Here is a 12,613-nt window from a genome sequence, read left to right on the forward strand (position 1 = left end):
GACTCACTTCATCGCCAACACCTGCTATGGCTGCCATGACACTAGCGCGCTGTGGGGCAGGTACATCTTATGAGTTCCTTTGCCTACAAGGGTCGTGACAGTCAGGGCAATGCCACCAGTGGCGTCGTTGAGGCGGCCAACGAGATGGCCGCTGCCGAACAGCTGATGCGTCGCGGGGTGATGCCGACCGAGCTCAAACCGGGCAAGGCCAAATCCGCCGCCATCGACTGGTCACTGCTGCTGGAAGGGGGCGTCAAGCTGGACGAACTGGTGATCTTCAGTCGCCAGATGTATGCCCTGACCCGCGCCGGGATCCCGATCCTGCGCGCCATCGCCGGATTGGAGGAGAGCTCCCACAGCAAGCCGCTCAAGCGGGCACTCCATTCACTGGGGGAGGATCTTGGTAACGGTCGGCCACTGTCGAGCTCGATGCAGGCTCACCCCAAGGTGTTTAATAGCCTGTTTGTCGCCATCATCCATGTGGGTGAGAACACCGGTCAGCTGGAAGAGGCCTTCTTGCAGCTTGCCACCTATTTCGAGCTGGAGCTGGAGACCCGCAAGCGGATCAAAACTGCCATGCGTTACCCCAGTTTCGTGATGATCGCCATCGGTATCGCCATGGTGATCCTCAATATCATGGTGATCCCGGTCTTTGCCGGTATGTTCGCCAAATTCGGGGTGGAGTTACCGTTGGCGACCCGCATTCTGCTCGCCACCTCCCACTTTTTCGTCAACTACTGGTGGCTGCTGCTCGCCATGCTGGCGGGCATGGTGTTTGGCTGGCGTCGCTGGGTTGCCACCACCAAGGGCAAGCTGACCTGGCACAGATGGCAACTGAAATTGCCGATTGTCGGCACCATCATAGAGCGCTCCCTGCTGGCCCGGTTTGCCCGCAGTTTTTCGATGATGCTTAAAGCCGGTGTGCCGCTGAATACCGCCTTGACCCTGGTGGCTGATGCGGTCGATAACGCCTTTATGGCTGGCAAGGTGCGGGACATGCGCGCCGGTATCGAACGGGGCGAGAGCCTGCTGCGCACCGCCGGTAGCAGCGGCCTGTTTACCCCGCTGGTGATGCAGATGATTTCGGTGGGGGAAGAGACAGGTCAGGTCGATGACCTGCTGCACGAGGCGGCCGAGTATTACGAGCGGGAGGTGGATTATGACCTCAAGAGCCTTACCGCCCGCATCGAGCCGATCCTGATCGGGATCGTGGCGGTGATGGTGTTGATCCTGGCGCTCGGTATCTTTACGCCAATGTGGGACATGATGAGAGCAGTAAGAGGCAAGTAATCCCCTGTCATTGGGTATCTTCACGTCTGAGTGGCGGGACATGCTGAGAGCAGTACGTGGCAAGTGATCGGTGGAGTCGAGGGCTGGATGAACAGACAGACGCAGCAAGATGATCGCTGGCTGGCGGGATATCGGCAGATTGCCGCTGTGATCCTGCTGCTGGTGATCGTCGCAACCCTGGTGCGCAGCTATCAGAGCAACCGGGAGGAGGCGCAGCAGCTCACTCTTACCCTGCTGGGGGAGCAGTTTGCCGAACGGGCACAGCGTTTGCACGGACGTTGGCTTGATGAGCGGCGTCCACCAGTGCTGCATGTGGTGGGAAAGGGGTGGCAGTTTGACGCCAGAGGTTGGCCCTTGGGGCTAGTGCCACTGCAATCCCCTTCGGAAAATTGCCGCCAGTTGTGGCTGGCACTGGTGGGTGAGACGGACGGTGGCATGCCTCCCCTGCAGTTTTTGGTCAGCCCCGATGGCCGTGGTTGCGAGATGGGCTGGGATGGTTATTGGCTCTTTTATCAGTTTGCTGACGGACGAGTGATAAAAAAGCCTTGAATGAAGCTAATCATATGACCCAACTACATGATTTTTTTAGGCCAGCATGGAATAATGCCGGCCCTTACCAAGGGAGCATGTCAATGAAACCAATGGCACCATCAATGCCACAGAACGGGATGATGAGAGGCGCATCAGGCTTCTCCCTGATTGAGCTGGTGATCGTGATCGTGATCCTGGGGATCCTTGCGGTAACCGCGTTGCCCCGTTTTCTCGATGTGACAGATGAAGCGAAAAAGGCCAGTGTGGAAGGGGTTTCCGGCGGTTTTGCCACTGGTGTCTCGCTGGTGCGGGCCCAGTGGGAAGCGGAGGGGCGAGCCAAGCAGGACAGCCTCAATACCGTACTCTATGATGGCAGCCGTTTCTATCTGACCACACCGACCGACAGCCAGATCAGCAATGGCGAACTGTCCCCTGGTTATCCGATGGATAGCGCCGCCAGCGGCACACCGGATGTGGACCCGACCAATCTGACCGCAGATCGTTGTCTCAATATTTGGGAGGGGTTACTGCAAAACCCGCCCAAGGCTACGGCCAGCTTCAATGAAGTGCGCGGTAGCGGGAATGACCTGAAATACTATGCCACAGTGAGCAGTAATGGCCTGAGTTCGGTCTGCCGCTACTATTTGGTCAATAGTTTGAGTAAGGGCAGTGATGGCAAGTATCAGGATCCGCAAGGCAAAACTGATGCATTTATGAGTTTCAGTTACCGTCCGGCATCCGGGCAGGTGACCACCAATATTAATTAACAGAGGAAAGTGAAATGAAAAAACAGGCGGGTTTTACCCTGATCGAACTGGTTATCGTGATTATCATTCTGGGTATTCTGGCGGTCACCGCTGCACCCAAGTTCCTGAATCTGCAGGATGATGCGCGTACATCAACTCTAAAAGGTGTGGAGGGTTCTCTGAACTCCGCAGGTGCGATGGTTTACAGCAAATCAGTTATCGCAGGTAATGATAAGTTGCCTGATACTACTCTGGATATTGGCAATGGTGTCAATGTTGCGATTGCTTATGGCTATCCGAAAGCTACCGAGGCAGACCTCAAAAAGGTGCTCGATTTGAGTGCTGGCGATTGGAGTTTCGGTACTCCAGCATCAAGCAGTATTCAGATTTTCCCCGCAGGTGTTTCTGCTGGTACTGCGACAAATTGTTTTGTTACTTATACCCAAGCAGTATCTGGATCTTTGCCGACTACAGCAGTTAAAGATTGTAAATAAGCCTGATACATACACAAAGATGGAGAGCTGCTGTCTCTCCATCTTTTTAAAGGTCTACATATGCCAGAACAAAACCGAGGCTTTACTCTTATTGAACTGGTTTTAGTAGTCTTGTTACTCGGGATTCTGGCCGCCTTTGCCGTGCCCAAATGGCTGGGCAAAGGCGGCTTTGAAATTCAAACCGTGCGCGACGAGCTGCTGACCCGGCTGCGGTTGGTGCAGACCGTCAATATGCATGAACCTGCCAATCGCTGTACGTCACTGCGTGTCGAGGCGGGCCAGTTTGGTCACAGTACCATCGCTCCCTGTAGTGATCCTGCGGCCATATCGAGTTGGAACCCCAATCAACTCACCCGTGGTCGTCCGGTGACCCCTTCTGCCGGGTTAACCCTCTCCTGGAACAATGGCAAGGCTCCTTTTGTTATCCGCTTCGATCAGATGGGGCGTCCGCTGGGCACCTGTGCGACGGGTTGTACCCTGCAAGTAACCGATGGCCGTGAGACTAGCCGCATCCAGATTGAATCCGAGGGGTTTATCCATGAGATCCCTTAAGCGCGGTTTTACCCTGATTGAACTGATCGTCGGCATAGTGCTGCTGGCGGTGGCATTGACCGGCATTCTTGGGTTGCTCATTAATCAGGCGCCGCAGGCGGTGGATCCGGTGCAGCAGGTGCGTGCTGCTCAGCTGGCCCAGCGCCTCTCAGGTGAGATCCTGCAAAAGTCGTTTGATGTACAGTCGGATCATAACGGCGGTCGCTATCGCTGTGGCGAGACCTTCAATGGCCAGTTTTACGGGGACTGCAGTTGCCCTGTGGGTGTGGCCTGTACCCAGCAGCCTCCTGCTCCAGCCATCACCGGTTGGCAAGCCAGCGCTTATGGCCCAGATAGTGGTGAACTGGCACCCTACACCTTTAATGATGTGGATGATTTTGATACTGCAGGCAGCTGGCAAAAGGCCAGCTGGTTTACGCAAACCAGCGTGGTGACGAATAACGACGATGAGTATCGCAACTATCAGGTCAGGATCTCCGTCACGCCGGATGACCTGTTTGGAAGCCCGGGCCTTAAGGCGGAGTCTATCGGCAAGCGGATCCTGTTGCAGGTAAAGCTGCCGGATGGGAGTGTGCTCGACTTCTCCTTCTATCGGGGGAACTACTGATGGACCGCTCCGCTGTCGGGTGTTGCCTTCCTGCCCGAATGTCTGCTCCTGCAGCTACTTCCGACGTCCGATTACGCCTACCGGCTAATCGAACCTACGGCAAACCTCGGGGTAACAGGGGTTTTACCCTGGTTGAGCTGGTGATGGTGATCCTGCTGCTCGGTATCATGGCGACCTTTACCAGCCAGTTTATCGGCATTGGCACCCAGATTTATGGTGATGCCAGCAGCCGTGAGCAGCTGATGAGCGACGCCCGCTTCGCCATGGAGCGGCTTAACCGCGAACTGCGTGATGCGGTGCCGGGCTCGGAGCGAATTGAAGATCTGGGTGGCAACTGGCTGGACCAAGGCCCCTGTCTGCGGTTCTGGCCGATCAGCAACTCTGGCCGCTATCTTGCCCTTAATCGCCCGTCTGGCTCCTCGTCCACACTTGAGCTGGTAATGGTGGCGCCGCCTGTTTCGGTTGAGCAAAACAAGGACTGGTTGGCGGTGTTTCCCCAACCCGTTTCCAGCGGTACGCAGTCGATATGGGACCGCTGTGATTATGGCCGCTGCGTGGTGCAGGTCGCCGCGGTGGGGCCTGTGATCTCTGGCGCCCAGGCAATCGGATATAGCGGTGCGCCGCTGGATGGCCAATCGCCTGGCAGCCGGGTCTATTTTGCTCGTGAGCAGGTGCGTTATTGCGTGCAAAACGGTGCCTTATATCGCGCCAGTGACGCGATCGGCACTGCAGGCGGCAGCATGCCATTAGGTACCTTGATGGCAGAATCACTGCGGCCTGGCAATGTCTTCTATCGGGAGACCTCTGCCTCGACTTTTAATGCTGCAGGGGGATTTGGCATGCGCTTTGTCTTTGAGCGCAAGGGCGAGTCGGTCACCTTCAACCACAAGATAGAGGTGCTGAATGTCCCTTGATCCGCACTCTTTCGGCCGGATGCGCGGCAGTGCCCTGATGATCGCCCTGTTTGTGATTGTGGTGATGGCGCTACTGGCTGCTGCCATGGGCCGTTTTTTGGTCGATAGCGGCGAGAAAAATACCGTAGAGGTGCGCAGTGTGCGCGCCCTGCTGGCTGCCCAAAGCGGGCTGGAGATTGCTCTGTATCAGCTTTTTCCCAACCGACCGACCACGCCACCTTCGGATCGATGCAGCTTGGTGCAGGAGGGGGAGCGTCAGTTTAGCAATCCTGGCTTGGTAGGCTGCAAGGTGGAGGTCAGTTGCCAGGAGGTACCGGTGACCTATAACAACCAGTCAAGCACCGGCTATCGGCTACAGAGTGTGGGTCAATGTGGTACTGCTAATCCCAACAGCGCTAACCCCGATTTTGCAGTAAGCAGAACCCTGATGGCCGAAGCTTATGATGGAGCTAAATGATGAAATCTAGCCTTCACTTATTACTACTAAAAGCTGTTGCTATTAGTTTAACTACATTCAATGCTTACGCTTTTGATATTGATATAAATAAAGTGTTTCCTGCTGTTGTACAAGGTCACCAAGGTGGAAATAATACTGTATGTAGCGGTGTTAATAATGATGGGCTGGTTCAGTATGGCACTGCTAAAATATATGGTACCAATGCAGATCCGCTGAAATTTTGCACTATAAATGATTACCCACCTAATGATGGGTGTGATGATTTAAAAGGAGGCAGGATAACGTGTAAGTTAACGTCTCCTCCCGTGACAGCTCAAGGGCTTAGTATAGAAGGTGGGAATAGCTTTAAATATACGTCATTACCGGAAAATAATATTGAGTGTAATGGTGGTAGTGTGACAATTGGTGATGGTGAAAATAACTTTGGCCAAGTAAGCATAAATGGTGGTTGCAAAGATTTCAGCATTTTGCCAAAAGAAAAAGAGATGTTCATTAACGTCCTTAATGTAAATAAAGATATAACATTAGGGCCTGGGGATTACTGGATTGAACAACTTAACCTGTCTGCAGGAAAGGCTGTAAAATTAATTGGTGATGCTAGAGTTTTTGTAAAAAACAATTTTGATATTAATGGTTTTTTTAATTCAAATACGAACGGAACAGCTTCGGAACGCTCATTGTTATTGTTTGGTTACTCTGACGTGAAACTAAACTCCAATTCAGCGCTTACTGGCTACGTATATTCTGCTGGTGCCGTGGTGATAAATTCAAACTCGGTAATAAATGGGCGAGTCACAAGTGAAAGCCTGACAATGAATAGTAATGGCATCATAAGAGATACCGTACAGAAATTTGAGCCTGAGTTGCAATGTTTTAACGATAATTTTAATTCATTACCACTCAAGCCTGAGTGGGTAACTAAAACCAGTAAAGGTACATTTTCCCCTTCTATTCAAAATGGCCGCTTGCGTTTAACTGAAAATCAAAATGATCAAGCGACCTCATTGACCTACCTGAAATTATTTCCTGCGGCTAATAACTTGGTGACGGTAGAGTTCGATCATTCCGCTTATGGTGGTACTGGTGCAGATGGTATTGCCATGGTGTTGTCAGACGCCAAGATAACCCCTCAACCGGGGGCATTTGGTGGACCGTTGGGGTATGGCCATAAAGGCAGTGCTGCACCCGGATTCGCAGGTGGCTGGTTAGGTGTTGGCATTGATGAATTTGGTAACTTTTCTGCTGAAGGCGGTAGTAATAATAAACCTAGCCGCAAGAATTCAATTGCTATTCGAGGCTCGGGATCCGGTACGACTGGATATCGGTATCTGTATGGTTCAGCAACTCTGAGCCCTGCGATACACAATGGCAAAGATTACCCTACCCCCCCACATCGCTATCGCTTGACGGTTGATTCCCGTTCGGGAAATAAAACCATGGTGTCGCTGGAGAGAAATGTCGGCGCTGGCTATGCGACTGTATCTGGCATTCCATCATTTGATGCCATTAAGGAACCTGGACAGTCCTCGATACCTGAGGATTTTTATTTATCGTTCACTGGTTCAACGGGTGGTTCAAACAACAAACATGACATCGATAACGTAAAGATATGTGCTTTGAAAGTGAACCCGGTCGGAGTTCAGGTGCATCATTTTGAGTTTTCCCATTCAGGGCAGGGAATTACGTGTCAACCAGAAGAAGTCACGATTAAAGCCTGCGCCAATGCAGATTGCTCGCAATTGATGTCAGGCTCGGTAACGGCGAAACTCACTCCCCAATCAATTCCGAATGGTGGCTGGTCGTCTGGCAGTGGCTTAAATAATGTCAACAATGGCATTGTGACCATTACTAATGGTGTCACCAAAGTGATGTTGAGTAATTATTCGGCCAATTCAATCACTATGGGGGTGTCAAGTTCGACTCCGCCACTGCGGCCACAGAGTGATACATTATGTCGGTCCGGTTCATTGGGGCCTGCTAAACAATATTGCACGCTCCCGTTTGCCGATGCTGCACTGCGTTTCAATGTGCCCACCTTCTATGCCGGTGCCTCGGGTGTCACCTCGATTCGCGCTATCAAATCAAACGATGCGGGGGCGACCAAGGTATGTGTGCCATTACTGACCGGTAATCAGACCCTCCAATTTGCATCGACCAAGGTCGTCTCTGAGGTCAGTAGTGCCGTACCGATGGTCAATAGCACAGCTGTCGCACCATCGGGAAGCGTTATCGTGCCGTTTAATGGAGATGGTGTTGGTCAGCTGACAGTGCAATACCCGGATGCGGGGGTGTTGCGGTTGGACGCTACTTTCCAAAAAAGCGATGCCACAGGTACCCTCAAGCTGATTGGCAGCGACACGTTTGCGGTGTTGCCAAGTTCTATTCTATTGCGAGGTCAGGACCAACCTGCTTGTAGTGGAGCAGATGATACAAGCTACATGGCTAACTGTGGCGTGTATCGCAAGGCCGGTGAAGAGTTCATGCTGCAGGCCCAGGCGCTTAATCAACAGGAGGCCCTTACCCCCGGTTTTGGCGCGACGAACTTGGCCGTGCAATGGGCGAGGCTGGCCCCACTAACAGGCGTGAATGGCACTGTGTCACCGGCCTTGCTATCTATCTCTAAAGGCGTGAGTAGCACGATAGCAAAGTGGGATGAAGTGGGGGTGCTCAAGGTGGGTATTACTGATTTTGTGCCCTATCCAGGTTATCAGGACGAGACGCCCCAGTTGAAGGTGCCATTGCGCTGGAGCGCCCCCATCGGCCGTTTCGTGCCTTGGGATTACAGTTTGAGTGGTGGTTTTATTACGCCAGCCTGCAATGCCTTTACATACATGAGTCAGCCCTTTGCCAGCGGCTTTGTGCTCACTGCGCGCAATCTGCAGCAAGGGACGACACAGAACTATAAGGGGGCGTTCGCTAAAGGGGTTGCTGAGATGGTGGCGGCCAATGCTCTGGATGGGGTTGCGCGTGACAAGCGTATTACACTATCTCCCTCGCTCAGCTGGGCAAGTGGTATTGCGAGCGTTAATCAGCAGTCACCTTTGGGGCTGAATACCCGCTTTGATCGTGCTGCTAGTCCAGAAGCACCGTTTGCCACGTTGAGCTTTGGTATCAAAGTCGATGATAAGGATGGCGGTACTACGCTGTTGGCGAATCCAAATATGAATGCGGCTGTAGCAGGAGCCTGCGCGGGGGCTAGTTGTGATGCGGTGCGGCTGGGCACTCAAAAACTGTTGTATGGCCGCCTTTTGGCCGGGACTGAAGCCGGGGTTGCCTCGGCACCGCTGGCCATTCCACAGCGGATGCAATATTACGAAGCGGGCAACTGGCTGCTGAATAAGGAAGACCAATGTACCCAGCTCTCTTTGGCCAATCAGGGGTTCACTTTCATCAACCCGAGCCAGACCTTTGATGCGGCGACCCGCGAGTTGAATCTGGGGGCGGGTCGCAAGATCAAGCTGGGGTTGGGAAGCTCGGCACCGGGTGGTGATGCTGCGCTGGCGAAAGACGGGGTGATCCTGTTCCACTTTGCCAAGCCGGATATCTCGGTACGGATCCCCTACAAGGTCGATTTGGCAAAACAGCCATCTTCGCCGACGTGGTTGTCTGACCCGACAAGCCTGCAAGGTGAGGCCATTTTCGGCTCCAGCCGTGGTAATGACAGAATTATTTATCGACGTGAAGTGATGCAGTAACGGAGGTGGGGGGATGGATCTTCAGGATCTTACCCCCTATCTCCTTGTTTATTAGCGTTTGTAAGCCCGCGGCAGTGAGTGATGACTCGCACTTTTGTCGCGACTGATTGACTGGCGACAGTTTGAGCGCTTGCCCATTGGGGTGGGCATTGGTAAAGTTAGCCGGTTTTCTGCACCTCCAAATTCTTAGGATTTCCCGTAGCCATGTTTAAAAAGCTCAGAGGCGTTTTTTCCAACGATCTGTCGATCGATTTGGGAACTGCCAACACCCTGATCTATGTAAAAGATCAAGGGATCGTCCTTAACGAACCCTCAGTTGTCGCCATTCGCACAGAGCGCGGGAACGCCAAATCGGTCGCTGCTGTCGGTCATGCCGCCAAGCAGATGCTGGGCCGTACCCCAGGCAACATCTCTGCCATCCGCCCGATGAAAGATGGCGTGATCGCTGATTTCTACGTGACCGAGAAGATGCTGCAGCACTTCATCAAGCAGGTTCACGATAATAACTATTTCCGCCCCAGCCCCCGTGTGCTGGTGTGTGTGCCGTGTGGTTCCACTCAGGTTGAGCGTCGCGCCATCAAGGAGTCCGCTCTGGGCGCCGGTGCCCGTGAGGTTTACCTGATCGACGAACCTATGGCTGCTGCTATCGGTGCCGGCCTGCCGGTCTCCGAAGCGACCGGTTCCATGGTGGTTGATATCGGTGGTGGTACCACTGAAGTGGCCATCATCTCCCTGAACGGTGTGGTCTACTCCCAGTCCGTCCGTATCGGTGGCGACAAGTTTGATGAAGCGATCATCAGCTACGTTCGTCGCAACTACGGCAGCCTGATTGGTGAAGCCACCGCCGAGCGGATCAAGCACGAGATCGGCTCCGCCTATCCGGGTGAAGAGGTGCGCGAGATTGAAGTGCGTGGCCGTAACCTGGCTGAAGGTGTACCGCGCAGCTTTACCCTCAACTCCAACGAGATCCTGGAAGCGCTGCAAGAGCCGCTGTCCGGTATCGTCGCTGCAGTCATGGTGGCGCTGGAGCAGTCCCCGCCGGAACTGGCGTCCGACATCTCCGAGCGCGGCATGGTGCTGACCGGTGGTGGCGCACTGCTCAAAGACATCGACCGTCTGCTGATGGAAGAGACCGGCATTCCTGTTGTCGTTGCTGAAGATCCCCTCACCTGTGTGGCCCGAGGTGGCGGCAAGGCGCTGGAGCTGATTGATATGCACGGTGGCGACCTGTTCCACTACGAATAAGACCCAAAGCCGGCCAGCGTGCCGGCTCTTTTTTGACGACCCATGAAACCCATTTTTGGTAGAGGCCCTTCGCTTCAGTTACGGTTGTTTCTCGCCGTCATCATCTCCATCGCTGCCATCGTCGCGGATTCCCGCTTCGGTGTGTTTACCCACGTCCGCGTCTACCTCAGTTCGTTAGTCAGTCCCCTGCAATACATGGCCAATGCGCCCGGTACCCTGCTCGACACCATGTCGACCCAGGTGCAGACCCGTGCCGATCTCATCGAACAGACCAAGCTGCAGGAACAACAGTTGTTCACCCTGCGCTCCCGTTTGCTCAAGATGGATCATCTGGAGCACGAGAACCAGCGGCTGCGCGAGCTGCTCGGTTCGCCGGTGCATAAAGAGTCCCGCAAGATGGTGGCCGAGCTGCTGTCGGTGGACTCCGACCCTTTTAGCCATCAGGTGCTGATCAACAAAGGCGCGCTGAATGGCGTCTATAACGGTCAGGCGGTGATCACTGATCAGGGGGTGATTGGTCAGGTGCTCCATGTGGGCTCCACCACCAGTCGCGTGCTGCTGATCACCGACTCCAGCCACGGCATTCCGGTGCGGGTGCTGCGTAACGACTTGCGTGCCATCGCCTCCGGCAGTGGCGAGCTCGACACGCTGGAGCTGCGCAACCTGCCGCGCAACACCGATATTCAGGTGGGTGATCTGCTGGTCACCTCGGGTCTTGGTGGCCGCTTCCCGGAAGGGTATCCGGTGGCGACCGTGACCCGCTCTGAGTATGTGGAGGGCAAGCCTTTCGCCCAGGTCGAAGCCAAGCCGCTGGTGGAGCTGGATCGACTGCGTTACTTGCTGCTGCTGTGGACCGACAAGAACCCTGAAGTGCATGATGAGGTTGGTGAAGCTGCCGCGCCGGCTGCGTCCGCCGCAGGAGCGACGCGCTGATGCTACAACCCGCCAGTGGCAGGATCTGGATCTGGATTTCGATCCTGCTGGCCTTGAGCCTGTCGATCCTGCCGCTTCCTTTCGAATTTGATCCCTTCCGTCCGGACTGGTTGGCCATGGTGCTGATCTACTGGGCGCTGGCCTTGCCCCATCGCACCAACGTTGGTACCGCCTGGGTCGCTGGCCTGCTGCTGGATGTGCTGCTTGGCAGCACCCTCGGTGTGCGGGCGATGGCGATGGCCATCACCACCTATCTGGCGGCCTTCCAGTTCCAGAAGATCCGCAACTTCTCCCTCTGGCAGCAGGCGCTGATCATCGGTTGCCTGTCGCTGGTGGGCAAGATGACGATATTCTGGGCCGAGCACCTGTTCAGCCAGGCCAGCCTGAATCTTGCCTATTTCTGGTCGACGTTGACGACGATGTTAATATGGCCCTGGGTGTTTCTGGTGCTGCGCAATCTGCGGCGCCGCTTCAACATTAGGTAAAAATGAACAAAAACAACGAACCACAACTCTATCTCGCCTCGGCTTCTCCCCGCCGCCGTGAGCTGCTGACCCAGCTTGGCTACCGCTTTGAGGTATTGAAACTGGATGTGCCCGAGCAGCGGGAAGAGGGTGAAAAGGCGCAGGATTATGTCTGCCGCCTCGCCCGTGACAAGGCCACCGCCGGTGTCGCCGCCGCACCGACGGCTTTACCTGTGCTCGGTGCCGACACTATTGTGGTACTGGGGGATCGGGTGCTGGAAAAGCCCTCCGATCTGCTGGACGCCAAAGATATGCTGGAGGCACTCTCCGGCAAGGTCCATCAAGTGATGACGGCGGTGGCGCTGGCCAGCAAGGACCGTTGTGACGTTCGTCTGGTCAGCACCAATGTGGCGTTTCGCAAACTGGACGAGGCCGAGATCGAGGCCTACTGGCAGACCGGAGAGCCCTGTGACAAGGCCGGGGCTTATGGCATTCAGGGCATTGCCGGCAAGTTTGTCAGCCGTATCGAGGGGAGCTATAGCGCCGTGGTCGGCCTGCCCCTGCTGGAGACGGACCTGTTGATCAAGCATCATCTGGAACAGCTCAAATAATTTCCCGTCAGCTGTGCTCTGCTGCGTTTCCCTTGCGCGCGTTGTACCGGATTGGCTCTATAGAATTCAAAACT

Annotated in this window: 13 protein-coding genes; all 13 read left to right on the plus strand. The window is 54.6% G+C overall.

Features of this window, described 5'->3' with window-relative positions; genetic code table 11:
- The first annotated feature begins 69 nt into the window (after positions 1–69).
- The 13 genes from ACY8FN_RS05325 (at position 70) to ACY8FN_RS05385 (ending at position 12,539) form a co-directional block, all read left to right on the plus strand.
- Positions 70–1,290, plus strand: coding sequence for a type II secretion system F family protein (locus ACY8FN_RS05325; RefSeq protein WP_098971035.1), 1,221 nt, complete (start codon positions 70–72; stop codon positions 1,288–1,290).
- An 87-nt stretch (positions 1,291–1,377) separates the two neighbouring features.
- Positions 1,378–1,839 (plus strand): hypothetical protein, encoded by a 462-nt coding sequence (locus tag ACY8FN_RS05330; RefSeq protein ID WP_463099414.1) that lies wholly within the window; start codon positions 1,378–1,380, stop codon positions 1,837–1,839.
- Between the two features lie 77 nt (positions 1,840–1,916).
- Positions 1,917–2,588 (plus strand): prepilin-type N-terminal cleavage/methylation domain-containing protein, encoded by a 672-nt coding sequence (locus ACY8FN_RS05335; protein WP_463099415.1) that lies wholly within the window; start codon positions 1,917–1,919, stop codon positions 2,586–2,588.
- 14 nt (positions 2,589–2,602) lie between these two features.
- Positions 2,603–3,061: a prepilin-type N-terminal cleavage/methylation domain-containing protein gene (locus ACY8FN_RS05340; RefSeq protein WP_463099416.1), complete on the plus strand. Its 459-nt coding sequence runs from the start codon at positions 2,603–2,605 to the stop codon at positions 3,059–3,061.
- 60 nt (positions 3,062–3,121) lie between these two features.
- Positions 3,122–3,613 (plus strand): prepilin-type N-terminal cleavage/methylation domain-containing protein, encoded by a 492-nt coding sequence (locus ACY8FN_RS05345; protein ID WP_463099417.1) that lies wholly within the window; start codon positions 3,122–3,124, stop codon positions 3,611–3,613.
- Positions 3,600–4,220 carry a type IV pilus modification PilV family protein gene (locus ACY8FN_RS05350; protein ID WP_463099418.1) on the plus strand — a complete coding sequence of 207 codons (621 nt, stop codon included), beginning with the start codon at positions 3,600–3,602 and terminating at the stop codon, positions 4,218–4,220. Before ACY8FN_RS05345 ends, ACY8FN_RS05350 begins: the two co-directional genes overlap by 14 nt.
- A complete protein-coding gene (locus tag ACY8FN_RS05355; protein WP_463099419.1) occupies positions 4,220–5,134 on the plus strand; it encodes a PilW family protein in 915 nt (304 codons plus the stop codon). The genes ACY8FN_RS05350 and ACY8FN_RS05355 overlap by 1 nt, the downstream gene beginning before the upstream one ends.
- On the plus strand, positions 5,124–5,591 hold the full coding sequence (locus ACY8FN_RS05360; protein ID WP_463099420.1) for an MSHA biogenesis protein MshP: 468 nt from the start codon (positions 5,124–5,126) through the stop codon (positions 5,589–5,591). Before ACY8FN_RS05355 ends, ACY8FN_RS05360 begins: the two co-directional genes overlap by 11 nt.
- Complete coding sequence (locus ACY8FN_RS05365; protein WP_463099421.1) at positions 5,588–9,286, plus strand: DUF6701 domain-containing protein; 3,699 nt, start codon at positions 5,588–5,590, stop codon at positions 9,284–9,286. Before ACY8FN_RS05360 ends, ACY8FN_RS05365 begins: the two co-directional genes overlap by 4 nt.
- 204 nt (positions 9,287–9,490) lie before the next feature.
- On the plus strand, positions 9,491–10,531 hold the full coding sequence (locus ACY8FN_RS05370; protein ID WP_042019651.1) for a rod shape-determining protein: 1,041 nt from the start codon (positions 9,491–9,493) through the stop codon (positions 10,529–10,531).
- Between the two features lie 42 nt (positions 10,532–10,573).
- Complete coding sequence (gene mreC / locus ACY8FN_RS05375) at positions 10,574–11,464, plus strand: rod shape-determining protein MreC (RefSeq protein ID WP_042019650.1); 891 nt, start codon at positions 10,574–10,576, stop codon at positions 11,462–11,464.
- Complete coding sequence (mreD, locus tag ACY8FN_RS05380) at positions 11,464–11,949, plus strand: rod shape-determining protein MreD (protein ID WP_068978355.1); 486 nt, start codon at positions 11,464–11,466, stop codon at positions 11,947–11,949. The genes mreC and mreD overlap by 1 nt, the downstream gene beginning before the upstream one ends.
- A 2-nt stretch (positions 11,950–11,951) precedes the next feature.
- On the plus strand, positions 11,952–12,539 hold the full coding sequence (locus tag ACY8FN_RS05385) for a Maf family protein (RefSeq protein ID WP_042019646.1): 588 nt from the start codon (positions 11,952–11,954) through the stop codon (positions 12,537–12,539).
- Positions 12,540–12,613 lie beyond the last annotated feature (74 nt).

Source organism: Aeromonas sp. 160P (assembly GCF_055193095.1).

Excerpts from the sequence above, each read along its gene's own strand:
- ACY8FN_RS05325 (WP_098971035.1), top strand. The coding sequence starts at position 70 with ATGAGTTCCTTTGCCTACAAGGGTCGTGACAGTCAGGGCAATGCCACC.
- ACY8FN_RS05330 (WP_463099414.1), top strand. The coding sequence starts at position 1,378 with ATGAACAGACAGACGCAGCAAGATGATCGCTGGCTGGCGGGATATCGG.
- ACY8FN_RS05335 (WP_463099415.1), top strand. The coding sequence starts at position 1,917 with ATGTCAATGAAACCAATGGCACCATCAATGCCACAGAACGGGATGATG.
- ACY8FN_RS05340 (WP_463099416.1), top strand. The coding sequence starts at position 2,603 with ATGAAAAAACAGGCGGGTTTTACCCTGATCGAACTGGTTATCGTGATT.
- ACY8FN_RS05345 (WP_463099417.1), top strand. The coding sequence starts at position 3,122 with ATGCCAGAACAAAACCGAGGCTTTACTCTTATTGAACTGGTTTTAGTA.
- ACY8FN_RS05350 (WP_463099418.1), top strand. The coding sequence starts at position 3,600 with ATGAGATCCCTTAAGCGCGGTTTTACCCTGATTGAACTGATCGTCGGC.
- ACY8FN_RS05355 (WP_463099419.1), top strand. The coding sequence starts at position 4,220 with ATGGACCGCTCCGCTGTCGGGTGTTGCCTTCCTGCCCGAATGTCTGCT.
- ACY8FN_RS05360 (WP_463099420.1), top strand. The coding sequence starts at position 5,124 with ATGTCCCTTGATCCGCACTCTTTCGGCCGGATGCGCGGCAGTGCCCTG.
- ACY8FN_RS05365 (WP_463099421.1), top strand. The coding sequence starts at position 5,588 with ATGATGAAATCTAGCCTTCACTTATTACTACTAAAAGCTGTTGCTATT.
- ACY8FN_RS05370 (WP_042019651.1), top strand. The coding sequence starts at position 9,491 with ATGTTTAAAAAGCTCAGAGGCGTTTTTTCCAACGATCTGTCGATCGAT.
- mreC (WP_042019650.1), top strand. The coding sequence starts at position 10,574 with ATGAAACCCATTTTTGGTAGAGGCCCTTCGCTTCAGTTACGGTTGTTT.
- mreD (WP_068978355.1), top strand. The coding sequence starts at position 11,464 with ATGCTACAACCCGCCAGTGGCAGGATCTGGATCTGGATTTCGATCCTG.
- ACY8FN_RS05385 (WP_042019646.1), top strand. The coding sequence starts at position 11,952 with ATGAACAAAAACAACGAACCACAACTCTATCTCGCCTCGGCTTCTCCC.